General features: G+C 41.9%; 19 protein-coding genes and 3 pseudogenes. 12 read left to right on the forward strand and 10 right to left on the reverse strand.

Features of this window, described 5'->3' with window-relative positions; translation table 11 throughout:
* Window positions 1–7: 7 nt before the first annotated feature.
* Window positions 8–934, reverse strand: a complete 927-nt coding sequence (locus QI031_RS28495) for an amino acid ABC transporter permease (protein WP_281482917.1) — start codon at window positions 932–934, stop codon at window positions 8–10.
* 167 nt (window positions 935–1101) lie between these two features.
* Window positions 1102–2142, reverse strand: coding sequence for an amino acid ABC transporter substrate-binding protein (locus tag QI031_RS28500; RefSeq protein ID WP_281482918.1), 1041 nt, complete (start codon window positions 2140–2142; stop codon window positions 1102–1104).
* Between the two features lie 431 nt (window positions 2143–2573).
* Here QI031_RS28500 and QI031_RS28505 point away from each other — a divergent pair, with 431 nt between their 5' ends.
* Both QI031_RS28505 and QI031_RS28510 read left to right on the forward strand, forming a co-directional pair.
* Window positions 2574–3131 carry a hypothetical protein gene (locus tag QI031_RS28505; protein WP_281482919.1) on the forward strand — a complete coding sequence of 186 codons (558 nt, stop codon included), beginning with the start codon at window positions 2574–2576 and terminating at the stop codon, window positions 3129–3131.
* 77 nt (window positions 3132–3208) lie between these two features.
* Window positions 3209–3853, forward strand: a complete 645-nt coding sequence (locus QI031_RS28510; RefSeq protein ID WP_281482920.1) for a DUF3318 domain-containing protein — start codon at window positions 3209–3211, stop codon at window positions 3851–3853.
* Between the two features lie 146 nt (window positions 3854–3999).
* Here the strand turns inward: QI031_RS28510 and QI031_RS28515 are convergent, their stop codons facing one another.
* Window positions 4000–4797, reverse strand: a complete 798-nt coding sequence (locus QI031_RS28515) for a 7-carboxy-7-deazaguanine synthase QueE (RefSeq protein WP_281482921.1) — start codon at window positions 4795–4797, stop codon at window positions 4000–4002.
* A gap of 211 nt (window positions 4798–5008) precedes the next feature.
* Here QI031_RS28515 and QI031_RS28520 point away from each other — a divergent pair, with 211 nt between their 5' ends.
* Window positions 5009–6046 (forward strand): anti-sigma factor antagonist, encoded by a 1038-nt coding sequence (locus QI031_RS28520; RefSeq protein ID WP_281482922.1) that lies wholly within the window; start codon window positions 5009–5011, stop codon window positions 6044–6046.
* Between the two features lie 90 nt (window positions 6047–6136).
* On the opposite strand, the gene QI031_RS28525 is transcribed toward QI031_RS28520, so the two are convergent.
* Complete coding sequence (locus tag QI031_RS28525) at window positions 6137–6796, reverse strand: glutathione S-transferase family protein (RefSeq protein ID WP_281482923.1); 660 nt, start codon at window positions 6794–6796, stop codon at window positions 6137–6139.
* A gap of 118 nt (window positions 6797–6914) precedes the next feature.
* On the opposite strand from QI031_RS28525, the pseudogene QI031_RS28530 reads away from it, so the two are divergent.
* Together QI031_RS28530 and hetL are read left to right on the forward strand one after the other, a co-directional pair.
* Window positions 6915–7470: pseudogene (locus QI031_RS28530) on the forward strand (hypothetical protein); the annotation flags it as partial.
* 33 nt (window positions 7471–7503) lie between these two features.
* Complete coding sequence (gene hetL, locus QI031_RS28535) at window positions 7504–8217, forward strand: heterocyst differentiation pentapeptide repeat protein HetL (protein ID WP_281486149.1); 714 nt, start codon at window positions 7504–7506, stop codon at window positions 8215–8217.
* Between the two features lie 253 nt (window positions 8218–8470).
* Here hetL and QI031_RS28540 read toward each other — a convergent pair whose 3' ends face one another.
* Genes QI031_RS28540 through acsF form a run of 3 tightly spaced genes read right to left on the reverse strand, consistent with a single transcriptional unit; the run spans window position 8471 to window position 11010 of the window.
* Window positions 8471–9094, reverse strand: coding sequence for a 4Fe-4S single cluster domain-containing protein (locus tag QI031_RS28540; protein ID WP_281482924.1), 624 nt, complete (start codon window positions 9092–9094; stop codon window positions 8471–8473).
* 19 nt (window positions 9095–9113) lie between these two features.
* Window positions 9114–9929 carry a radical SAM protein gene (locus QI031_RS28545; RefSeq protein ID WP_281482925.1) on the reverse strand — a complete coding sequence of 272 codons (816 nt, stop codon included), beginning with the start codon at window positions 9927–9929 and terminating at the stop codon, window positions 9114–9116.
* Between the two features lie 25 nt (window positions 9930–9954).
* The gene (acsF, locus tag QI031_RS28550; protein ID WP_281482926.1) at window positions 9955–11010 is read right to left on the reverse strand and encodes a magnesium-protoporphyrin IX monomethyl ester (oxidative) cyclase; all 1056 of its coding nucleotides are present in this window, start codon (window positions 11008–11010) and stop codon (window positions 9955–9957) included.
* A 232-nt stretch (window positions 11011–11242) separates the two neighbouring features.
* Between acsF and hemF the strand changes: the two genes are divergently transcribed.
* From hemF to psbA, 7 genes and pseudogenes are all read left to right on the forward strand, one after another.
* Window positions 11243–12280: an oxygen-dependent coproporphyrinogen oxidase gene (hemF, locus tag QI031_RS28555; RefSeq protein ID WP_281482927.1), complete on the forward strand. Its 1038-nt coding sequence runs from the start codon at window positions 11243–11245 to the stop codon at window positions 12278–12280.
* Between the two features lie 194 nt (window positions 12281–12474).
* A pseudogene (locus tag QI031_RS28560) lies at window positions 12475–13236 on the forward strand (biliverdin-producing heme oxygenase).
* Window positions 13237–13386: 150 nt separating this feature from the next.
* Window positions 13387–13878 (forward strand): annotated as a pseudogene (locus QI031_RS28565) (oxygen-independent coproporphyrinogen III oxidase); the annotation flags it as partial.
* A 173-nt stretch (window positions 13879–14051) separates the two neighbouring features.
* A complete protein-coding gene (locus tag QI031_RS28570; RefSeq protein WP_281482928.1) occupies window positions 14052–14915 on the forward strand; it encodes an acyl-CoA desaturase in 864 nt (287 codons plus the stop codon).
* Between the two features lie 186 nt (window positions 14916–15101).
* Window positions 15102–15467 (forward strand): ArsR/SmtB family transcription factor, encoded by a 366-nt coding sequence (locus QI031_RS28575; RefSeq protein ID WP_281482929.1) that lies wholly within the window; start codon window positions 15102–15104, stop codon window positions 15465–15467.
* A gap of 94 nt (window positions 15468–15561) precedes the next feature.
* Complete coding sequence (locus QI031_RS28580; RefSeq protein WP_281482930.1) at window positions 15562–15687, forward strand: hypothetical protein; 126 nt, start codon at window positions 15562–15564, stop codon at window positions 15685–15687.
* Between the two features lie 177 nt (window positions 15688–15864).
* Entirely contained in the window at window positions 15865–16947 is a 1083-nt protein-coding gene (gene psbA / locus QI031_RS28585; protein ID WP_281482931.1) for a photosystem II q(b) protein, read from the forward strand.
* Between the two features lie 433 nt (window positions 16948–17380).
* Here the strand turns inward: psbA and QI031_RS28590 are convergent, their stop codons facing one another.
* From QI031_RS28590 to QI031_RS28600, 3 genes are all read right to left on the reverse strand, one after another.
* Window positions 17381–20683: an efflux RND transporter permease subunit gene (locus tag QI031_RS28590; protein WP_281482932.1), complete on the reverse strand. Its 3303-nt coding sequence runs from the start codon at window positions 20681–20683 to the stop codon at window positions 17381–17383.
* A gap of 91 nt (window positions 20684–20774) precedes the next feature.
* Window positions 20775–21230: a protein tyrosine phosphatase family protein gene (locus tag QI031_RS28595; protein ID WP_281482933.1), complete on the reverse strand. Its 456-nt coding sequence runs from the start codon at window positions 21228–21230 to the stop codon at window positions 20775–20777.
* Between the two features lie 6 nt (window positions 21231–21236).
* The gene (locus QI031_RS28600) at window positions 21237–22688 is read right to left on the reverse strand and encodes an efflux RND transporter periplasmic adaptor subunit (protein ID WP_281482934.1); all 1452 of its coding nucleotides are present in this window, start codon (window positions 22686–22688) and stop codon (window positions 21237–21239) included.
* Between the last annotated feature and the right edge of the window lie 28 nt (window positions 22689–22716).

Here is a 22716-nt window from a genome sequence, read left to right on the forward strand (position 1 = left end):
TGCTTACTTACCTTTCTGAAATTTGCACAGTGCGATTAAACAAATTCATTACTATAGAAATAGTCAAGCTAAGAGTAAGATAAGTAAGCATAATTAGCAACATGACTTCTACAGCTTTTCCTGTTTGGTTAAAAGTGGTAGAGGCGACAAAATAAATATCAGGGTAGCCGATGGCGATCGCTAAACTAGAATTTTTCGTCAAATTTAAATATTGACTTGTCAATGGGGGAATGATTACCCGCAAAGCTTGAGGGAAAACTACTAATCGCATTACTAACCTTGGTTTTAGCCCCAGTGATCGCGCTGCTTCCCATTGTCCTTTGGGTACTGATTGAATCCCACCTCGGACAATTTCGGCAATAAAAGCACCCGTGTAGAAAACCAACCCCAGCAGCAAAGCCGAAAACTCTGGAGACAAATTAAACCAAGGTAGTTCTAAACCATTTTGACTCAGACCAGCAAACCCCAAAACAGAAATCTGATTTTCTCGCTGGGGAAAACTTAAGAAAACGGCAAAGTACCAAAACAATAATTGCAATAATAAAGGCGTATTGCGGAAAATTTCTACATACACTAGAGCAATTTTCCGTACTAACCAGTTATCAGATAACCGAGCAATGCCAGCAGTTATCCCCACAATTGTAGTCAAAAAAATTCCCATCACTGCTATCCGCAATGAGTTAATTAACCCCACCCACAAAGCGCGACTATAGGTATCAGTTGGATTGTAGTTAATTATCGTTTCACCAATATCAAATGAAGCTTGCTGCTTGAGAAAATCAAATCCAAATTGAATGCCTAATTGCTGCAAATTACGGATGAGATTACCCCAAATTATTGTGACTACAATTACGGCTAAAAATACGGCGATTAATTGCGTTGCAATCAACCAAAATCGGCGATCGCGCCATATAGGTGGTTTGGAATTTATCATTGGTTAATGGGCATGGGGCATGGGGCATGGGGAAGAAGAGGAATTGGGGACAAGGAGAATTAGAGAATTGGGGAAAGAACTGTCCCCTTGTCCCCTTGTCTCCCCTGCCTCCCCTGCTCCGGTCACTGAGCGTAGTCGAAGTGCTGCTCCCCTGCCTCTTCTGCTTCTTATCGGAACGGCGGAGAATACAATAGTCCTCCTTGCTTCCATAGTTTATTTTCCCCACGTTCTAAATTGAGTTTAGTCTTTGGTCCAAGGTTGCGATTGTAAATTTCGCCGTAGTTACCAACATGTTTAACAATTCTGGCAGCAAAGTCATTTGTTAAACCAAGTCCCTGACCAAGATTACCTTCTGTACCTAAAAAGCGCTTAATATCTGGGTCGTTATTATTGGCAAACTGTCCTACATTCTGGGAATTAATATTTAACTCTTCGGCTTTAATTAAGGAAAAAACCGCCCACTTGACAGTATTTGCTAACTTAGGATTTCCTTGAGCAACTGCTGGTGCAAGTGGCTCGGAAGAAATGACTTCATCAAGAATTACATTATCTTCTGGTTTGGGTAGAGTGGTACGCCGAGCTACTAATGCCGAACGATCAGCTGTAATGCCTTGACAACGACCTTCAGCATAAGTCGCAAAGGTAATATTTACGTCTTCAAAAACAACAGGTTTATAAGTGATACCCCGTTTTCGCATTTGGTCTGCTAAATTTTGTTCAGTAGTAGTACCAGTTTGAACGCATATTGCTTTATTTTTCAAGTTTGCTATGGACTTAATACCGCTATTTTTATTAACCATGATGGCTTGACCGTCATAGAAGACGACAGGCGCAAATTCTAAACCAACTGAGGTATCACGACTCAATGTCCAAGAAGTGTTACGACTGAGTACATCAACTTCACCAGTTTGTAAAGCTGTAAATCGTTCTTTGGCATTGAGATTGCGAAATTCTACTGCATCTGGATTGTCAAACACAGCTGCTGCTACAGCGCGGCAAACATCCACATCAATGCCGCTGTATTTCCCACCAGTTCCCACAAAGCTAAACCCTGGTACTTCGCCACTAACGCCGCAAATTAATTTACCACGGTTTTTAACTGTATCCCAGCGATCGCTTGTGTTTGCTGTTTGCCCTGAATTACCGCTACAAGCAGTCATAGTCAAGATTAAAGGCGCGATCGCTAGAATTAAAGCTGATTTTTGCATAAACTTTCAGGAAACTAGAAAATAATAAATGTATGAGTCAGGAAAATAATTGTGTCTAACAGGTAGATGCTTGTAATATAAAACTTTTTCAGCACTTATATGGCATTTTCCTTTCACCAAGCGGTATTTGAGGATTTTATTGATTTTTTAAATCTTTATAATGCTTGGAATGCTAAGATCCCCGACTTTCTTAAAAAGTCGGGGATCTTATGGGAAAGTGTCAGATTTCTGGTCCTCATGCTCACTTTTAAAATCAAAGCTTGCTCAGTTCATGGAATCTAGATAAATGAGCAAAAAAGCTAAGCTATTGTGCAAAAATTCATTGCATACTTCTAAAAGAGGAGCAGTAGCCACACCAACCTAAGCATCTGCCGCTAGCAGGTTAAACTAGTTCTGGTAACAGCCGCTCCACCGTTTCTTATGAGGCTTTTATGGGAGCTAATCTTAAACAGATTGCTAATTACTTAGACAAACTAGGTTGGGACTACCGATTAGATGATGTAGAAGACCGGATTATCACAGGTGTAGAAGCTGATAACCTAGAAGATTTCTTAATAGTTGTCCAATTAGATGAGCAAGGAAAATTTTTCCGGGTATTTGCACCTCAAGTTCTGGCGGGAGTTCAAGATCATCCTTACAAAGAAGTGATCTTACAGACAATGCTGGCAATTTCTTGGGAAACTAAAATGCTGCAATGGGAATATGACCCATCTGATGGCGAAATCCGTGCCATTATTGAGTTTCCCCTAGAAGACTCGATTCTTACAGAAAAGCAATTTCACCGTTGTTTGAGTGGATTAATTCAAATTGTCGATAACATAGCCTTACCTCGTCTCAAGGAAGTAATGGTGACAGGTCAAGATCCAGGGAATTTAGAACTTGGGGAAAGAATGTTACTAAGTATTCAAGAAGAAGCTCCTGGATTGTTAGAAATTCTAGAAAAAGCAATGGAAGCTAGGAAAAAGCGTGGAAGTTTTCCTAGCGAGTGAGGCAAATGGTCACTGAAATAGCTATACTCCAAAGTGATACCCTCACTATATACTGAAGTTTTCTAGGGCTGGATTTTATGACATCCTATGCAACCTCCTCTGCCAAAGCGGAAATGAGTGAACTACGGCGGTTGAAAGGCTTATTACCGCCAGAATTACAGAGCTGGGTCACGGTTGAAGGCACAACTGAGGTCAATCCACCCCTGGTTCGTTGCGAAGAAATTGGTAAAGACCAAGTAGAAATTCAAATTGACTTGGTGAAATGGGATGCCCTGGCAATGGATCAGCGTAATTTGCTTTTCTGGCATGAAGTTGCCCGCGTTCAAAATGACACAATTCCTAAAGATGGTTGGGAAATGGCAGCACTAGCCATCGGTTTAGGCGGTGCTGTAGGTGAATTGTGGGTACAGGATGGATTGTTACTGGTGTTAGCTTTAGCGCTGTGTGGCGTTTCTGGCTGGCGACTGTACCAAAGGAATAATGGAGGCAAACAACTTGTAGAATTAGTTGATGCTGACGAGAAAGCGATCGCTTTGGCAACTCGCTTTGGTTACAGCCTACCTAATGCTTACAAGAGTCTAGGTAGTGCTTTAAAAACCTTGATTGATAATACTCCTAGCAAGCGCCAACGGTCTAAATATGAGGCAAGACTTTCTGCCCTTAAACGCAGCGCCAACAAGGCAAAAGCTAAATCTAAAACCATTGATGATGGTGGACTATAAACATCAGAAAGTAAATTGGGTGGGTAATACCCACCCTACAAAATCTTTAACTATTATTTAAAATTTGACTTCCACATAGAGGGAGACACGATCAATCGCCGTCAATCTATTCGTGAATTATTTCTCGACACCAGGCTGGAGATAATTTACAGCTGATTTAACATTTTATGAGTTTGGGGTATAACACGGACATGGGGAACAAACTTTTTCATTAAAGCTTGCCACATCAAAACTTGTTGTGGAGTCGGGGCAAGTATAGGCTCTAAAGTTAGTTTTTCAGACGCTGCTAGAGGTGTGACAGGTTGTAAAAAGACTGGAATATCAGAACTGACATCAGCCACTAAAGAAGCCGCATATTCCAACTCGGTTGGATCTGTATGATGAGAAATAATAATCTTCACAAAAGTCTCTAAAGATGAAGATTGGCATAATTGCAGAAACTTTATATGTTCTTGCCAATGGCTCTCACCACTGACGCTAGGCAGTTTTAAATCCATACCTACAGAGTCTAGATAAGGCGAAATCATAGCTAATTGCTCTGGGCGATGTCCACCAGTCTCTAGATATACAGGCAGATTTGTAAGCGATCGCACTTGGGGCAAAAATTCCTTTAAGAAAGCTGCATGAAGAAGGGGTTCGCCTCCGGTTAAGCTAATGCTATCGTGTAGACAAGGTAGATTTTGGCTTTCAACCCATTCTACTAAAATGGGCAGTGGGACAGGATTCGAGTGGATTTCAAAATTACGTAATCCAGGCGATCGCTCTATCCGACAGGTAGGGGGCGCAATCCAGGTGTGGGCACTATCGCAAAAGTGACAGCGCAAGTCACAATAAGCGAAACGAATAAAAATCTGACGTGTCCCGACATTCAGTCCTTCCCCTTGAATAGCAGAAAAGACCTCAATCAGGCGTGCAGTAGGTTGAACTGTAGTTTTAGCAGTCATGGGATATTAGCAAGGCGATCGCGCGACACCAGCACAAAAGCAGGTATGTTTTTTTTACTTCTTGTTCTATTGTGAATCGTCGCTGACAATCTTTGCTTTCACCCTTGACAGTTAAACTATTAACTCTTAATTCCTACATATCTAAATATCCAGTTAACATGAGGTTACGTAATTTTCTAAGACAAACTAAACTTTCGCAAATTAAATTTACATGGCAACGAAAGTGCAAAGCTTCATGACTAGCCAACCTACAGAAGCAGAATTTCCTATTACTTCCCTCAATGAAACGGCAATATTACAGATGCCAACGCGATTAAGCGTGCTTGAGGCAGTAGGTTTCAAACAAACTTTTCAAGAGTTAACTCAAGCAGACTCGTATCCCAAACGAATCATCATTGATTTTCAGCAAACTACTTTTATGGATAGTAGTGGTTTAGGTGCGCTTGTGAGTAATTTCAAAACTGCTCAAGAAAAAGGGATTGTTTTGATTCTGGGGAATGTTACACCTCAGGTAACAGCAGTACTTAATCTCACAGGATTAGATCAAGTTTTTCCTATAGAATCTCATAGTGAAACACCAACAATAGAAGCAGACACCCCTAAGAATGTTTCCCGTAAGATAGAGCAGCTACCAGCTACTCATCCCTCTGTAACGTCTTGGATGAAACGCTTCATAGATATTGTGGGTGCATTAGTGGGTTTGATAATTATAGGAGTTTTGTCTATTCCTATAGTAATTGCCATTCAAATTGATGATCCCGGCCCTATTTTCTTTAAACAAATCCGTTGTGGATGGATGGGTAAGCGGTTTAAGATTTGGAAATTCCGTTCTATGTGTGTAGATGCGGAAGCGAAGAAAGCCCAAGTCAAAAACCAAGTACAAGGTGCATTTTTCAAGAATGAAAACGATCCCAGAATTACGCGAGTAGGACGCTTTCTGCGGCGTACCAGCCTGGATGAATTACCTCAATTTTGGAACGTTTTAAAAGGAGATATGAGTTTAGTTGGTACTAGGCCACCCACACCTGATGAAGTAGAACGTTACGAAGTACCAGAATGGCAACGTTTGGATGTTAAACCCGGTATGACTGGAGAATGGCAAGTTAATGGGCGATCTACAGTACGTAGTTTTGAAGATGTAATTCGTCTGGATTTGCTATATCAAAAGAATTGGAGTTTACTGTATGATTTGAAGTTAATTTTCAAAACTATAGCCGTTCTGTTTAATAGAAATAGCGGTGCTTATTAGCCAATTACTATTATTTGTAATTTGTTGGTAACTTACAATTTCATTTCATCTTTAGCAATACTCAAACTTACAAAAAGCTTGGGTATTGCTTTATTTTAGGCGATCAGTGAAAACCGCTAGTTGAGCGGCGAAAGCACGCTTGAAGGCGGGTCGCGCTTCGCCACGGGCGACATAGGTAGAGAGATTCGGATAGTCGTCCAGCATACCCGATTCTTTCAACCTGAGCAGCACTGACACCATCATCAGGTCGCCTACGCTAAATGCGCCATCGAGCCAGTCGGCATCTCCAAGGTGACTGGAAAGTTCTAAGAGCCGATTACGGATGCGACCTTCGACGACACGCAGGCGCTGCTCGTACCAGACCTGATCACGCTCTAAGTACGTGACGATTTCCCGATCAACAATTGGCGGTTCCATCGTGTTGAGTGCGGCAAACATCCATGCGATCGCTCGCGCTCGACTATTCGCATCGTCTGGCAACAGCCCTGTATGGCGCTCCGCGATCTGGAACACGATTGCCCCCGACTCGAACAGGGCGAGATCACCTGACTCATAGGTTGGAATTTGCCCGAAAGGATGAAGCGCACGGTGCGCGGGTTGCTTCATCTGTTTGAACGAAACAAGACGAACGTTGTAAGGTTGGCCCACTTCTTCGAGCGCCCAGCGAACGCGCATGTCACGCGCCAGTCCCTTGCCCCCATCAGGCGACCGTTCAAAGGCGGTAATGGTGGGTGTCATTGTCAGGGTCATGGTGATTTCTCCTTAGGGTGTGTGTTCTGTCCGGCAAGCAACTCTAGATATTAGCATCAAAGCTGGCATTAAAAGCACCGGCGGAACTATCGCCAAAAGATAGATGTAACACTAAACTAATAATCGTAATCTTCAAGACACAGGAATATTGGAAGAGATTAAACAAAAGGTTGAAGGGTGCATACACGTTACTGCTCCCATTCCTAAATCAAAGTTAGGAAAAATTACTTGGCAGTCGTTTGTAGCTAATCGCCTTCCCTGACTCAAACTCCATTTAGATATCCAAACGGCATTGCAACAAAGTTCATTGAATATACAAAAGCCAAGGAAGTTAACCGGATAAAAAATGATGATCAAAGACAGAAAGTTTTAGATAAGGCGATCGCAGAAAGTCTATCACTATCTAAAATTAGGATTTTAGTAGGAAATATTCTTCATTAGCAGTCAGAAAATAAGCTACCATCCCACAATCATGAACAAAAAGAAAAAGCTGACAAAATATACAAAGTACTGAAAAAAAGTAAAATCTGGAATGATGATAAAAAGCTTAAAAAATTAATAAGCTTTTTGCCCAAATCGAAGCACTTCTAGAAGAAGAGAAAAAAGTTGATACTTCTTTACAAGAAGGTAGTCTAGTCGAAGATAACGCTCTAGAAAAGGTACTTGATGGCTAAAAGTCAACTCCTATTACGCAAACGGTGAGTATGATGGATGTGGATGAAATTCTCAAACGCTATGCTGCTGGAGAACGAAGCTTTCAGCGAGTAAATCTGCAAGAAGCAGAGTTGACGAATGCAAACCTCAGAGGTATAGATTTTAGTAATGCCGATTTACGTCAGACACGACTGGGTAAAACCAACTTCAACCAAGCATGTCTGCGGGAAACTAACTTGAGTGAAGCGATCCTCTGGGGAATAGACTTAAGTGAAGCAGACTTGTATTGCGCTATTCTTCGTGAAGCTGATTTGACAGGTGCAAAGCTGGTTCAGACCCGCCTAGACAAAGCCAACTTAATCAAAGCTAGTTTATGTGGTGCTAATTTTAATGGTGCAAATCTCTCTGGTTGCCTGCTATTTCAAGCAGACTTGCGTCCTAGTTCCGACCAGCGCACAGACCTAGGATATGCAGTTTTAACTAGGGCAGACTTGAGCTACGCTGACCTAAGAGCTGCTTGTATGCATCACGCCAACTTAGATGAAGCGAAGTTATGTCGGGCAGACCTGAGTCGAAGAATCCAGTGGGGAGATTTGGCGACGGATCTTAGTGAAGCCAGTTTGCAAGGAGCAGACTTGAGCTATGCAGATCTTAATGGTGCTATTTTGCGAAAGGCTAATCTGCAAGGAGCAGATTTAACCGGAGCAATTGTCACTGACGTTGATTTCCAGGGAGCGATTATGCCTGATGGTACGGTTCATGATTGAAGTTGAGCGATCGCTCTAAACAATAACATGCAAGTGCGATCGCTGTCTTAATCACAACTATCTACTTACCTGGGTTAGCCTGATTAAAGTTAACTCTATCGAGCAAGGCACTACTAAAATTGGCTTTTTCCAGGAATTTAAAAGAGTTAGTAGAAATTGAATCATCAGCCTATAAATTTTCGGTTAGATCCAAAAATCTGAAATTTCAAATTTATTTCTGGGAGTTTCCTGATCCTCAACTCTCTCAGGTGATTTATACTAATTCCAGTCCACCTTGATAGCCAGTAATAATGCGGCTACCATCTTTAAGAATATGAACTTCTATTTGGTCGCTAGCCCAAGTAATCTGGTTTTGAAAAGCTGGGTTAAATACACGAACTTTTTGATTGCTGGAAGCAACTGGAGAATCAGGAGAATTAATTGCCAGAGATTGCACAAAAGGCCCGTCAATCAAAATATCTAGTTGTTCTAACAATGCTTGCGAACCTGGCGGTGCAGATTTAGACTGTAGTTGTTCGAGAGTGAAGCCACTAAAAGATATTACGTTTAATCCGGCAGATCTTAGCTTACTCGCTAAATCCGCCAGTGCTGGTGCTTGCCAAAAAGGTTCGCCTCCAGAGAAAGTTACACCTGTGTTACGAGGGTTGCTGAGAATGTTTTCAACAAGGGTATCAACAGCAATTAATTGTTTAATCTCAAATGACCAAGAGTCAGGATTAAAGCAGCCAGGACATTCACGCGCACAACCTTGTACCCAAATAACAGCACGACAGCCAGGGCCGTTAACTTCCGAGCAATCAACATAACCCATAATGTTGAGATAGCCAGAGGGAATTTCTCTAAGTGCTATTGATGGGTCAATCGGTTTAGTTTTCATCTGTTTAGCTCCTTGTTAACTATAGCGAAGTCTTTGGAGGGCAACGTACTGGAATTTTAGTGGCAGTGTGAATTTGTCTAGCTAGCGCGGATAGGACATCAGCACTGACACACCTGAGATTCTGACAAACATAACTGCTTGATTCTGTGATGTTATTACCCCTAGCATCCAACTGACGAACCAAGACGCGGGGACGAGAAGGAGTGTTGAGTTGAATTTCGTCAAGCTTGAGACGTTCTAGCATTTGGATGTAATCTCTTACCATGTCTGATTTCCAAGGAGATAAAATCATGGTTTGAATGGCTAGAAACCCTTGATATTCTTGCCGAAATTGCTCGATTCCCGCGAGTATATCTGCTAAATCGATTTCCGCTACAGGTTGGTTAATTCGCTGGAGTTGATTTGCTGAGATAGCATCTAGTTTCACAACAACAATGTCTGCCAATTTCAAAGCACTACGAACTGTGCGATCGCCTAGCAAGGTACTATTGGTCAAAACTATAGTTGGTAGTTTTGTGACTTTTTTAACAGCAGCGAGGATTTCTGCTAAATTCAGCGCTAAGGTCGGTTCGCCACTGCCACTGAGAGTAACTACATCTATATTTTCCCAGGCGATCGCTTGCAGTTCGTGAATGATTTGGGCTGTAGGTACAAAAATCTGCCTTTGACTTATCTGCTTTTGAATGTTCCCTAATTGGCAGTAAACACAGTTAAACGAGCAAGTAGATACCATACCAATAGGGTCAATACCAAGCGATCGCCCAAATCGCCAAGATTTCACAGGGCCATAAACAGAAGAAAACTGTGAGTTAGGCAGAGATTGTATTGCATTCATATTTGTATCACTACTTGCTTAATAGCTAACGCACGGTTAAGCGCAAAGCTTCAGCATCAATGGGTTTGATGAGGTAAAGTAACAGCAGATTCCCAACAATTGCTGCAATCAAAGGTAGTTTACGAATCAGTTTCACTAGTTTTGACCCAGAACTGCGCTCAATCTCTGCAATTTTCAAGTTGTAATCCGCACAACGTTGCAGACGGGGGAAAAATTGAGGATGTTCGGTATTCAGCATCACAGGAAAAGCCCGTCCCGCAGTTTCATTAGTGTTGCGGACAACTTGACGATCAAATTCTGTGGCATCAAGTCCTAGCGATTTGTAAAAACCAGTCCGTTCGTGAACTGTCAGGGTGTGGGTAGCAAATACCGATAGTAAGAAAAAGCGACTCCACAGCCTAGCTTTCCAGTTGTTCCATAGTTGCGGTTGAGAACGTAAAAGTGCCTTGAATATATCTCCGTGACGGTTTTCATCCTGACACCAACTTTCAAATTTACGGAAGATGGGATAAAACTCGTTTTCTGGGTGCTGCTGTAAATGGCGATAGATAATGATGTAGCGCCAGTAGCCGATTTTTTCCGATAGGTAGACTGTATAAATCACCCACTCTATAGGGAAAAACGTATAAGTGCGGGTTTTAGTAATATCTCCTAAGTCGAGAGAAACTTTAAAGTCGCCCATTGCTTTATTAAGAAATCCGGCGTGGCGGGCTTCATCACGCGCCATCAACTGAAATATTTCCGCTAACAGTGGACTGCGATTTTTTAATTTGCGAGATAATTCCTTGAATAGCAAGAAACCGGAAAACTCAGAAATGCAAGAGCGTTCCAAATACTCAATAAACGCCTGCCTGGCTTCACCATCAATGTGTTCCCAAGATTGGGCAAACGCTTCATCGCGAACAAAATGGTGGCGGTTGTAATCTGTCCGCATTTCTGCCAACATCGCCTGCAATTCTGTGTCCTGGGCAGATAAATCAAGATTGGCTGCGGTTTCAAAATCTGTGGTGTAAAACCGGGGGGTGAGTACAGTTTCTTGACTGGGGGTTTTAATTCCTGGCTTGGATAGGGTATTGACCATGAGTAATGCAATAATCCACTAAAATCTATATAACTATAAAGTTATACTATTTAGGATTCTTTGGCTATACCTGTTTACAATCCTTCAGTAAAGTCGGAAAGCCTTTGATAGCCAGAGCTTAGATAGTTTAGTTTGTTAAGTTTTGAAACTATTTTAAAGTTAAAAAACCATATAACTATAGAGTGATTAAACAGTAGCAATTACCCTTACTCAAAGTTTTAGAGGTTTTAAAATGGGTCGTCATTTGGATAATTCATTGCTAGCATCACCTACCAACACAATACCCAAGGATTCACGGCAACGAGTGCAGCAATTCATGCAGAAGTTACAGGATGAAATTTGCAGCGCGCTGGAAGAACTTGATGGAGAAGCAAGGTTTCGGCAAGATAATTGGCAGCGATCGCAAGGTGGTGAAGGACGCACCCGTGTAATTCGAGACGGGCGGGTGTTTGAACAGGGTGGCGTGAACTTTTCCGCAGTTTGGGGTGATACTTTGCCTGCTGCGATTTTGAGTCAACGCCCAGAAGCAGCCGGACATGATTTTTTTGCGACTGGCACTTCATTGGTGCTGCATCCGCGCAATCCTTATGTGCCAACGGTACACCTTAACTACCGCTACTTTGAGGCTGGCCCGATTTGGTGGTTTGGTGGCGGGGCTGATTTAACGCCTTACTATCCCTTTGCAGAAGATGCCGTTCACTTTCACGAAACTCTAAAACGTGCTTGTGATACTTATCATCCAGAGTATTATCCAGTCTTTAAACGCTGGTGTGATGAATATTTTTACCTGCGGCATCGCCAGGAGCAACGAGGCATTGGCGGCATATTTTTTGACTATCAGGATGCCAGTGGAAAACTGTATGTCGGTTCCCACACAGATAGTCCGGCAGCACTCTACAGTCAACAAGTAGGAACAGTATCTCGTGACTGGAAAGATATTTTTAGCTTTGTGCATCAGTGCGGTCTAGCATTTTTACCTGCTTATGTACCAATTGTGGAACGACGGCAGGAAATGGAGTATGGCGGTCGCCAGCGCCATTTTCAACTATACCGTCGGGGTCGTTACGCAGAGTTTAATCTGGTGTACGACAGAGGAACAGTTTTCGGTCTGCAAACTCAGGGAAGGGCGGAATCTATTCTGATGTCTTTACCACCTCTAGTACGCTGGGAATATTGCTACGAGCCAGAACCAGGAACACCCGAAGCACAACTTACTGAAATATTTCTCCAGCCTCACGATTGGACGAATAAGACTTTTGTCCAAAAATAAGTAGAAGGCAGAAGGTGAGTCAGCGCGGTCTTGGGGAGCCAGTCCGCCCTTGCGGTTTCCCGACTTGAAGGAACTGGCGTGGTTTCCCCCATGAGCGACTGCGAACCCGAAGGGCAGAAGGCAGAAGGGAAAAGCCAGTTTCTTAGAATTATGTCCGTCTACTTAACAACATTCTTTACCATAAGGGTTTCACAATGAGCAGTCATTTAGATGTTCGCTTACGAGAAGGCACTAAGCATTCGCACACAATGGCGGAAAATACCGCTTTTATGAAATGTTTTCTTAAAGGTGTCGTGGAAAAGAGCTTTTTTCGTAAGCTGTTGGCGGATCTTTACTTTGTCTACAGCGCTTTAGAAGAACAACTAGAGTGGTATCAACATCATCCTATCATGGGAATGATGTACTTTCCCGAACTGCATCGCAAGGCAAATTTAGAGAAAGATTTAGCCTATTATTACGGCGAAAACTGGCGATCGCAGATTGTTCCTTCTCCAGTAGGTAAAGTATATGTTGCTCGCATTTATGAGGTTGGCAACACACAACCAGAGTTGTTAATTGCTCATGCCTATACTCGCTATATGGGAGATTTATAAGGTGGGCAAGCATTGAGAAAGATTGCGCGATCAGCAATGGATTTACCACCAGATCGTGGTACTGCGATGCTTGAATTTGAACAGATTACTACCCCTGAAGCTAGGCGGGAATTTAAACAGCAGTATCGTCAAGCATTGAATTTTCTTCCTCTAGATGAGGCAATGATTCAGAAGATTGTGGATGAGGCAAACTACGCCTTTAAACTGAATCGAGATGTTGTTCATGAGTTAGAAGCAGATGTAAAAGCAGTAATTGGCGAGCATGTCTTCGATTTGATTACTCGTCAAGAGCAAGCTGGTAGTACAGAATATACTTCTAGTAATTCTGCGGTAGAGACAATGGTAGTGGATTACAGCATTTAGTGGGTATTTAAACCAAATTCTTGTTCCTACCCGGCGGTAACGTTAAGAGCGAACGGTTCAAAGATTAATTGCAGAGGTTTACCTGGAATATCTCACTCGCAATATTCAGCAAGTAGGAACTTTAATCGATTGCGTAGCTTGCCGCCGTAGGATCATTTCGCTAAACCAAACGATGAATTAGCGATCGCTCAACAAAACGGGCAACTGCATCGCAACTTTCAAGGATACACTACTAAACCGGAGTCCGATTTATTTGGGTTTGGCATGACTTCAATTAGTATGCTGCATGATGTTTATGTGCAGAATCATAAAAGTTTGAAAAGTTATTATCAGGCGATTGATAATGATGAACTGCCAATTGAAAGAGGAGTCAAACTCAATCGCGATGACATTATTCGCCGTGCAGTCATTATGGAGTTGATGTGTCAATTTCAACTTTCACAAAATGACATTGAAGAAAAATATCATTTGAGCTTTGATTGTGATTTTACAGAGTATTTTGCCCAAGAACAATCTCAACTGCGATGGCTAGAAGCAGATGGCTTGATTAGAATTTCTCCCGATCTAATCGAAGTCACGCCCGCTGGACGATTACTCATCCGTAACATCACTGCTGTATTTGATACCTACCTTAGCGATCGCGCAATGGCTGATACCAATTCACAATTCGCAAGTCGCAATTCGCAATTAAAAAACTTAGATACAGTAACCCTTTCAGGGTTTACATCTGTATCAGATTTTTCGTGAAATGGTATGAGTTTTCTCAAGCTATTTGAGCAATTTCTTTAGAATTTTTTGTGGTTGAGGAAGTATTTGTGACATTCAATTTATCCTACACTTTACCGGAGAATCCCCGTCCTCTGCGTCTTAATTGGTCAGCTGTAGCATTTTTCGGTACTATTCATGCACTGGCATTACTATCTCCTTGGTTTTTCTCTTGGGCTGCATTGGGTGTGACTCTATTTCTTCATTGGCTGTTTGGCAGCATTGGAGTTTGTTTAGGCTATCATCGGTTGCTGAGTCATCGCAGCTTTCGAGTACCCCGATGGTTAGAGTATGCGATCGCTATTTTAGGTGCTTTATCGATACAAGGGGGGCCTATTTTCTGGGTTGCTGGACATCGTTTGCATCATGCTTACACCGAAGACGAAGAGAAAGATCCCTACTCTGCCCGCAAAGGTTTTTGGTGGAGTCATATGCTGTGGATTTTTTATCCCCGTCCAGAATTCTTTGATTATGAATATTATCAGCGATTTGCTCCCGATTTGGTACGAGATCCTTTTTACCGTTGGCTCAATCGTTACTTTATAATGCTGCAATTTCCACTTACATTATTACTTTACGCACTGGGGGGTTGGTCATTCGTTATCTATGGTGTGTTTTTAAGATCTGTGATTCTCTGGCATACGACTTGGTTTATCAACTCAGTCACTCATATGTGGGGATACCGCAGCTTTGTTAGCAATGATAATTCTCGTAATCTCTGGTGGGCAGCTATTCTCACTTACGGCGAGGGGTGGCACAATAATCACCATGCTTATCCTCACGTAGCCAAATGTGGTTGGCGTTGGTGGGAAATTGATATTACTTGGTGGGTAATTAGATTTTTGAAAATACTCGGTTTGGCAAAAGATGTGAATCTGCCACCTACTCAGGCAATGAAAGCTAGAAATTTGTAGATTTTGTGGTAACTAGGGGGTATAAGAGTGAAAGTTGTTTTGCCAGATTTACCCCTTTCCTCAACCATTAACTATTGCAACTGAACAAGCGAACCCAAAGCATCACCCCAGGCAGCAAAAACTGCAATAGATTTAGATAAACTATAACTATATAGTAATATAAGATAAATAATAAATTGAATTTTTATGTCAAAGACCTTTTCTCCCAAGAACACTTCAGAAGTACTTGCTCCTGTTGCTGAGTATTTCAAGGTACTCTCTGAAACCAGTCGCTTACAAATTTTGAGTTGTCTCAGAACCGGGCCTATGAACGTCACCGAAATGGGTGAAGCTACGGGTTTAGGACAAGCGAATCTCTCAAAACATTTAAAAGTGTTGACTCAAGCGGGTTTGATATCTCGTCAGCCAAAGGGAGTTAGCGTCTACTATGCTATCAGTGACCCTGTAATTTTTGATTTATGCGAATTAGTTTGCGATCGCATTGGTGAGCAAATACAAAAACGAGCTAAAGAATTTGAACAGATCAAAGGCTTAAGCACCCTCAATAAATAACTGTCTCCTCACTCAAGCAAAAGAAAAGTTTTTTAATAGTTTCCCTACTCCCTACAAACCATTGACTTCCTAATGACGCGCAACATTCCTACGAATGTCTCGCCAAATTTGCGTAGCAGCTAAAGCACCATCCCCCGCAGCGATCGCTCAAATCGCCAATGGCAAATACTCGCGGCTAAGAAGTCCGACACATCCGATTGGTAACTTCAGCAGTCATTAAAGTGAAAACCCTGCTCAGCCTAAGTTACGCTTTGCTTGTTATCCCTTAAGTTCACTGCCGAGTAAAAATATATCTCAAACAATATGAGATTTGCTTGACTTGTATATAACTATATAGTTAAATAATATAAAAAGGTTAACTTGCCTTGAACAACGATTAACCTCAAAATTAAACATTATGACTATTTCTCTGCAACAACGCCAAAGTAACAATCTTTGGGATAACTTCTGCAATTGGATTACCAGTACTGACAACCGTATGTATATTGGTTGGTTTGGCGTACTGATGATTCCCACACTCTTAACAGCAACCATTTGTTTCATCATCGCTTTCATTGCTGCACCACCTGTAGACATAGATGGTATTCGTGAACCTGTTAGTGGTGCTTTACTCTATGGCAATAACATCATTACTGCTGCGGTTGTGCCTAGTTCCAATGCCATTGGTCTGCACTTTTATCCCATTTGGGAAGCGGCTAGCTTAGATGAGTGGTTATATAATGGCGGGCCTTACCAGTTGATTATTTTCCACTTTCTAATTGGTATTTTCTGCTACATGGGTCGCCAGTGGGAATTATCTTACCGCTTAGGGATGCGTCCTTGGATTTCTATCGCCTACAGCGCACCTGTTGCTGCTGCCACTGCGGTACTATTAATTTACTCTGTGGGTCAAGGTTCTTTCTCTGACGGGCTACCTTTAGGGATTAGTGGTACTTTTAACTTCATGTTTGTACTGCAAGCAGAACACAACGTTCTCATGCACCCATTACACATGTTAGGAGTAGTTGGTGTCTTTGGTGGTGCTTTATTCGCTGCCATGCACGGTTCTTTAGTAACTTCGTCTTTAGTTCGGGAAACCTCTGAAATTGAATCCCAAAACTACGGTTATAAATTTGGTCAAGAAGAAGAAACTTACAATATTGTTGCGGCTCACGGTTACTTCGGTAGATTGATCTTTCAATACGCATCTTTTAACAATAGTCGTGCTTTACACTTCTTCTTAGGTGCTTGGCCAGTAATTGGTATCTGGTGTGCTGCCTTAGCTGTATCCTCTTTTGCTTTTAACCTCAATGGTTTGAACTTTAATCAGTCCCTTCTTGATTCTCAAGGCCGTGTAATTAATACTTGGGCTGATGTTTTAAACCGCGCTAACTTGGGAATGGAAACAATGCATGAACGCAACGTTCACAACTTCCCCTTAGATTTAGCTGCTGGGGAGATTCAACCTGTAGCTTTGGTTGCTCCTGCTATTCACGGTTAATTAATTCTAAATTCTGTTCGTTCTAATTTCCTCAACAACAATGTAAGCAACCCAAGTTAAAAATGCTTCGGGTTGCTTTTTTATCAAAACGGCGTTGCTGTCAACGAAGAATCATTGTTTAGCGATCGCGCTGACCACGGCAGGCAGCTTAGAGGATGATCTAAAGCTCTTAACTCTGAGCTAGGCTGTTACAGTATCTCACTTTACAGCAGTTTTCATGTATTTACACCACAGTCTTGTTTGTTCTTTTCTTCCTTTGCGTCTTTGCGTCTTTGCGTGAGATAAAAATAGTGTGGTTCATTTACCTGAAAATCGCTGTAAACAAATGATGGAGCGGACAGTTGAGATTTTCTCGTCTATCATTCGAGATGAATTACTGCCGCTCATTTTAGCCGTTATCTGTAGAGCGATCGCGCTATTAAAGTAGCAGATTTTATTTGATGCTGACAGAGGTAATAGGGATTTCAATTGATTTTGACTTTCTGTGTTGCCAAACTTTGTAGTATAAAATCGGCACAGCAGAGCGGGATAATAGTAAAGATGCTAATTCTCCTGCCATCAAGGAAATAGCTAATCCCTGAAAAATGGGGTCAGTCAAAATAATTGCAGAGCCTACTATTACTGCTGCTGCGGTTAGTAACATCGGACGAAACCGGACTGCTCCAGCATCAATTACTGCCTTTTCTAATGGCATCCCTTCTTGTAATCGCAATTCAATAAAATCTACCAAAATGATGGAATTTCTCACCACAATTCCGGCTCCGGCGATGAAGCCAATCATTGAAGTAGCACTGAAAAAAGCCCCCATCAGCCAATGGCCAGGCATAATTCCTACTAGTGAAAACGGAATTGCTGCCATAATCACTAGGGGGGTAATAAAAGATTGAAACCAACCCACTACTAAAGCATAAATTAGTATCAGGACTACAGCAAAAGCAATTCCTAAATCACGGAATACTTCATAAGTGACGTGCCACTCTCCATCCCATTTGATAGCGTAGGTTTCTGTAGTGGGAGGCTGCTCTGTTAAATAGGTAGCGATAGAATAACCGAGCGCATGGGAGAGTTTGTCAATTTTCGATTGCACGTTGAGCATGGCATATACCGCACTCTCGACTCTACCGGAGACATCGCCAATCACATACAATACAGGCTTCAAGTTCTTATGATAAATGCTGTAGTCGGCGGTAGTGGTTTCAGTTTTGATTAAGTCACTTAATGGTACTAAATTATTATTTTCGCCCTTAATTTTGAGCGATTTTAGGTCTTCTAAGCTAGTACGATTTGCTTGGTTAAATCGGAGATTTACTCCCACATCTTCGCGTGCATTGTCATCGTGCAACAAACCTACATTTTTACCAGCAAGAGCCATTTGTAAAACTTCAGAAATTTCTCCCGGATTAATACCATTGAGGGCTGCTTTTTCGCGGTCAATAACCAAATGGTATTCTGTCTGTGGTGACTCCATGTACCAGTCCACATCGACAATATCGGCAGTTTCTTTGTACAGTTGACGAATTTGGCGGGCTAGGTCAATCTGTTGGTTGTAGTCGCTGCCATAGACTTCTGTCACCAGAGTTTGCAGTACTGGCGGCCCTGGTGGAATTTCCGCAATTTGGATGCGAGCCTCGTATTTATCTGCTATTTTCTTTAAGTTGGGACGGATAGCTTTACTAATTTCATGACTTTGGCGTTGACGTTCTCCTTTGGGTAAGAAATTCACCTGAATATCTGCTACATTCCCACCAGAACGCAGAAAATAATGCCGCACTAACCCATTAAAGTTGTAAGGTGAAGCAGTACCAATATAACTTTGATAGTTAATAACTTCTGGAACAGTTGTTAGGTATTCTCCCATTTCTCGCGTTACTCTGGCAGTCTGTTCTAAAGTCGTTCCTTCTGGCATATTGAGGACTATTTGTAACTCGCTTTTGTTGTCGTAGGGCAACATTTTAAAAATTACAAGACGAAATCCTGCCAGTCCCATTGCTGCAATTAATAGTGCCAGCGTTCCGGCAATAAAAATATTTCCCCACTTCTGATTCTCAATTAGAGGACGCATGAAGCGACGGTAAAGGCGACTGAGAAAATCTTCCTGTTGGTGTTCTTGGTGGTGGGTTTTAATATTAGTAAAAATCTTCACTGTTGCCCAAGGTACAACAATGAATGCTACCAAAGCCGAGAAAATCATTGCTGCTGAAGCACCAAGGGGAATAGGGGGCATGTAAGGACCCATTAAACCGCCGACAAATGCCATTGGTAAAATCGCTGCAATTACTGTCAAAGTCGCTAGAATTGTGGGATTTCCTACCTCATCTACAGCTTCTAAGACAATTGCTTGTAGAGTTTGTTGTCGCTTTGGCGATAATTGCAGACGCATCTTATTCTCTGGCATTTGCAGATGACGACCAACGTTTTCTATAACAACGATCGCATCATCTACTAAAATCCCAATCGAAAAAATTAGAGCAAAAAAAGTTACACGATTCAGGGTAAATCCATAGAAAACAAAACTAGCAAGGGTGAGAGCTAAGGTAACAGGAATCGAAATTGCCACCACTATTGCCTCTTTTTTACCCAATGCAAACCACATCAATATGGTGACAGAAACAACTGCGATCGCCATGTGTACTAATAATTCATTAGAACGTTCTGCCGCCGTTTCGCCATAGTCTCGTGTGACAGTGAGTTGCACATAACTGGGAATGTAATTGCGTTTGATTTGCTCTAACTTGTGCAATACTCGATGAGAAACTTGAATTGCGTTTGCTCCCGGACGTTTGGCAATAGCGATGGTGACTGCATCAGCTTCACCTGTTGGTGCGTTCTTCACAAAATGTTTATCACCAGTTTTACCTTGTCCAAAAAATACATAATTAGCTGGTTCTTCTGCACCATCAGTAATACTTGCCACATCACGCAGATAGACAGGTTGATTGTTAGCAACTGTAACAACCAAATTCTCAGCATCTTCTGCCGAACGAATAAAACTCTGAGTCCTCACAAGGAAAGATTGATTATTTTGACTTAAAGCACCGCTTGCTAATTCAGTATTTTGTGACTGTAAAGCTTGGGAAATTTCCAACGGAGTCAAGCCAAAGGCATTTAAACGTATTGGATCGAGTTCTATCCGCAATTGTCGTTTTTGACCACCAATGATGGTTGTTTCTGATACATCTGGGACTTGCTTAATTTGCTCGTCTAATTGAGCGGCAATCTGACGTAATTCAGAAGCGTTAACTTGGTTACTCCACAGAGTTAAAGTAACAATCGGCACGTCATCAATCGAGCGAGACTTAATCAACGGCTGGGAAACACCAGAGGGAATTTTATCAAAGTTGGCGTAGAGCTTGTTGTAAAGCTGCACGATCGCATCTTCTGTTTTTTGCCCTACATAAAATCGCACGATTGCCAAAGATGAACCAGGGCGGGAGGTAGAGTAGACATATTCTACCCCCGGCAATTCTTGGATCAGTTTCTCCATTGGGAACGTAACGCGCTGTTCCACTTCCTTTGCAGAAGCCCCAGGCATTTGTACAAAGACATCTGCCATTGGCACTGTGATTTGTGGTTCTTCTTCACGAGGTAAAATTATGGTTGCACCAATGCCTAACAATAATGAAACTAAAATAATCAGTGGAGTTAGTTTAGAGTTAATAAATTTTTTAGCTAAGGAGCCAACAAAACCCAATTTAGATGGTTTTCGTAGATTATGTTCGGAACCTTTACAATTCATATAATTTTATATTTTAAATTGACGGTGTTGCTAATTTTATATATGGTGCAAACCTTTATAGAGACGCGATAGTTCACGTCTCTACATTCGGCTAAATAGGCGATTTTAAACAATTAGAAACGTACTTGGACACAAACTGTTTAATTCCAGGTTTTTCATCATAGTCAAAACCCAATTCTTTACCTTTGGCAAAAGCTTCTTCAGGACTCAAACCTTCATGAATAGCAATGTAAATCAACGTAGCAGTAGCAGCACGTAACCCAGATTTACAGTGACTAAACATCGGTTTTGGTAGTTGGTCAATTTCAACTAATATCCGATCGATGATTTCATCATTTAACCGATCGGGTCGAAGCGGTATATTGACATAGTTTAGCCCTACTGCCTCAGCAGATCGTTGTTCATTCTTCAAAAAGCCTTCTTCTTTAGATGAACGTAAATTCAATACAGATTTAAATCCAGCTTGAGGTAATTTTTCTAACTCTTCAGCAGAGGGCTGTCCAATAAAAATGGCAAGGTCTTTGTTGATGTATTTGATGTTTTCCATAATTTTTTAATTGGATAATACAACGTGTTGTCCATCAGTTAGTTGCTTTATATTTCTGGTAATAATTCTCTCTTTTTGCTCTAATCCAGAAACAATCTCCACTTTGCTATCTCGTACTTTCCCTGTTTTCACCCAACGCAATTGAGCAATGTTATTTGCACCAACTACATAAACCCTTTCTAACTGACCTCGTTTCAATAAAGCACTTTGGGGAATCATCATTACTGAGTGACTTTCATCAGGTAGTTGCATCCGTCCAAACATTCCTGGCATTAAATTTCTGGCATTTTTTAGGGCAATTTTGACAGTAAAACTACGACTGTTAGGGTTGGCGGAAGGAATAATTTGATTTACGTGTCCGCGTACAGAACGATTGAGAGCATCTAGTTGTATTTCTACTTCATCTCCTTGTTTCACCAAAGACATCATTGACTCTGGTATTGCAACGCTAAATCGCAGGCGATCGCTACTTTCTAATGTCACCAAAGGTTGTCCCGAACCCGCTATTGCACCTACTTCTGTATGTTTCTTGGTAACGACCCCAGCAAAGGGAGCTTTAACGATACCGTAGTCTAAGTTAGCAGTCGCTTGTTCTACTCCGGCTTTGGCTTGCTGGACTTGAGAAACAGCTTGCTCTACTCCGGCTTTGGCTTGCTGGACTTGGGAAACAGCTTGTTTTACCCCGGCTTTGGCTTGCTCAATTCCCCGCTTGGTTTGTTCAATTCCGGCTTTTACCTGTTGAATCCGAGCTTGAATTAATGCTACCTGTGTATTGGCTGCATCTAGTTGTGACTGACTCACAGCACCATCCTTTCGCAGCATTGTCATACGTCGTTGATTTAGCTGGGCATCAGCTAGTTGTGCTTGTGCTTCCTGTAATTTGGCTGCGGCTTCCTGCTGACGTGCCTCTGCTTGATTGAGTTGTGCTTCCGTCTGACTCTTGCTTGCCAAGGCTTGAGTTTGAGCAGCAGTAGCAACTGTTACACCTGCCTGGGCTTGAGAAATAACGGCTGCTGCTTGATTGCGTTGTGCTTGGATATCTTTAACATCAATAATGGCAATGATTTGACCTGCTTTAACTCTGTCGCCTTCTTGGACTGGCAAACTTTTAATCTGTCCCATGACGCGACTAGTGGTAGTAACAGTTTCTACCGCTTCCACAGTACCACTCAAGGAGGTTACACCCAGAGTTAACGCTTTCTCGGTCAGAGTAGTTTCTACCTCTAGAGGTTTGACAGTACTAGCGATAGTCTCACTAGATTCCACAGAATTAGAAAATAAAACTAACCAACCAACTCGCAAGCCGATGATCGCTAAGGTGGCTCCCAAAGCAACTATAAAAATATGCTTGGGTAGCTTTTTTTTCGCAACTACAGGTTTTTGTTCGGAAGCTTCTGCTTGCAGAGATGGAACTAACTCCGAAGATTCCGTTGGAAGTAAAGGTTCTTGATTAGGCATAGCTGTTGGAAAAGCAAGTTGGGAGTGT

The organism is Halotia branconii CENA392 (assembly GCF_029953635.1).
In the GTDB taxonomy this organism is placed as follows: domain Bacteria; phylum Cyanobacteriota; class Cyanobacteriia; order Cyanobacteriales; family Nostocaceae; genus Halotia; species Halotia branconii.

Coding starts and splice junctions, on each gene's coding strand:
- QI031_RS28505 (WP_281482919.1), top strand. CDS start 2,574: ATGGGAGCTAATCTTAAACAGATTGCTAATTACTTAGACAAACTAGGT.
- QI031_RS28545 (WP_281482925.1), bottom strand. CDS start 9,929: ATGAATGCAATACAATCTCTGCCTAACTCACAGTTTTCTTCTGTTTAT.
- QI031_RS28540 (WP_281482924.1), bottom strand. CDS start 9,094: ATGAAAACTAAACCGATTGACCCATCAATAGCACTTAGAGAAATTCCC.
- QI031_RS28595 (WP_281482933.1), bottom strand. CDS start 21,230: ATGGAAAACATCAAATACATCAACAAAGACCTTGCCATTTTTATTGGA.
- QI031_RS28590 (WP_281482932.1), bottom strand. CDS start 20,683: ATGAATTGTAAAGGTTCCGAACATAATCTACGAAAACCATCTAAATTG.
- hemF (WP_281482927.1), top strand. CDS start 11,243: ATGGGTCGTCATTTGGATAATTCATTGCTAGCATCACCTACCAACACA.
- psbA (WP_281482931.1), top strand. CDS start 15,865: ATGACTATTTCTCTGCAACAACGCCAAAGTAACAATCTTTGGGATAAC.
- QI031_RS28600 (WP_281482934.1), bottom strand. CDS start 22,688: ATGCCTAATCAAGAACCTTTACTTCCAACGGAATCTTCGGAGTTAGTT.
- QI031_RS28510 (WP_281482920.1), top strand. CDS start 3,209: ATGACATCCTATGCAACCTCCTCTGCCAAAGCGGAAATGAGTGAACTA.
- QI031_RS28520 (WP_281482922.1), top strand. CDS start 5,009: ATGGCAACGAAAGTGCAAAGCTTCATGACTAGCCAACCTACAGAAGCA.
- QI031_RS28580 (WP_281482930.1), top strand. CDS start 15,562: ATGTCTCGCCAAATTTGCGTAGCAGCTAAAGCACCATCCCCCGCAGCG.
- acsF (WP_281482926.1), bottom strand. CDS start 11,010: ATGGTCAATACCCTATCCAAGCCAGGAATTAAAACCCCCAGTCAAGAA.
- QI031_RS28525 (WP_281482923.1), bottom strand. CDS start 6,796: ATGACCCTGACAATGACACCCACCATTACCGCCTTTGAACGGTCGCCT.
- hetL (WP_281486149.1), top strand. CDS start 7,504: ATGGATGTGGATGAAATTCTCAAACGCTATGCTGCTGGAGAACGAAGC.
- QI031_RS28515 (WP_281482921.1), bottom strand. CDS start 4,797: ATGACTGCTAAAACTACAGTTCAACCTACTGCACGCCTGATTGAGGTC.
- QI031_RS28575 (WP_281482929.1), top strand. CDS start 15,102: ATGTCAAAGACCTTTTCTCCCAAGAACACTTCAGAAGTACTTGCTCCT.
- QI031_RS28495 (WP_281482917.1), bottom strand. CDS start 934: ATGATAAATTCCAAACCACCTATATGGCGCGATCGCCGATTTTGGTTG.
- QI031_RS28500 (WP_281482918.1), bottom strand. CDS start 2,142: ATGCAAAAATCAGCTTTAATTCTAGCGATCGCGCCTTTAATCTTGACT.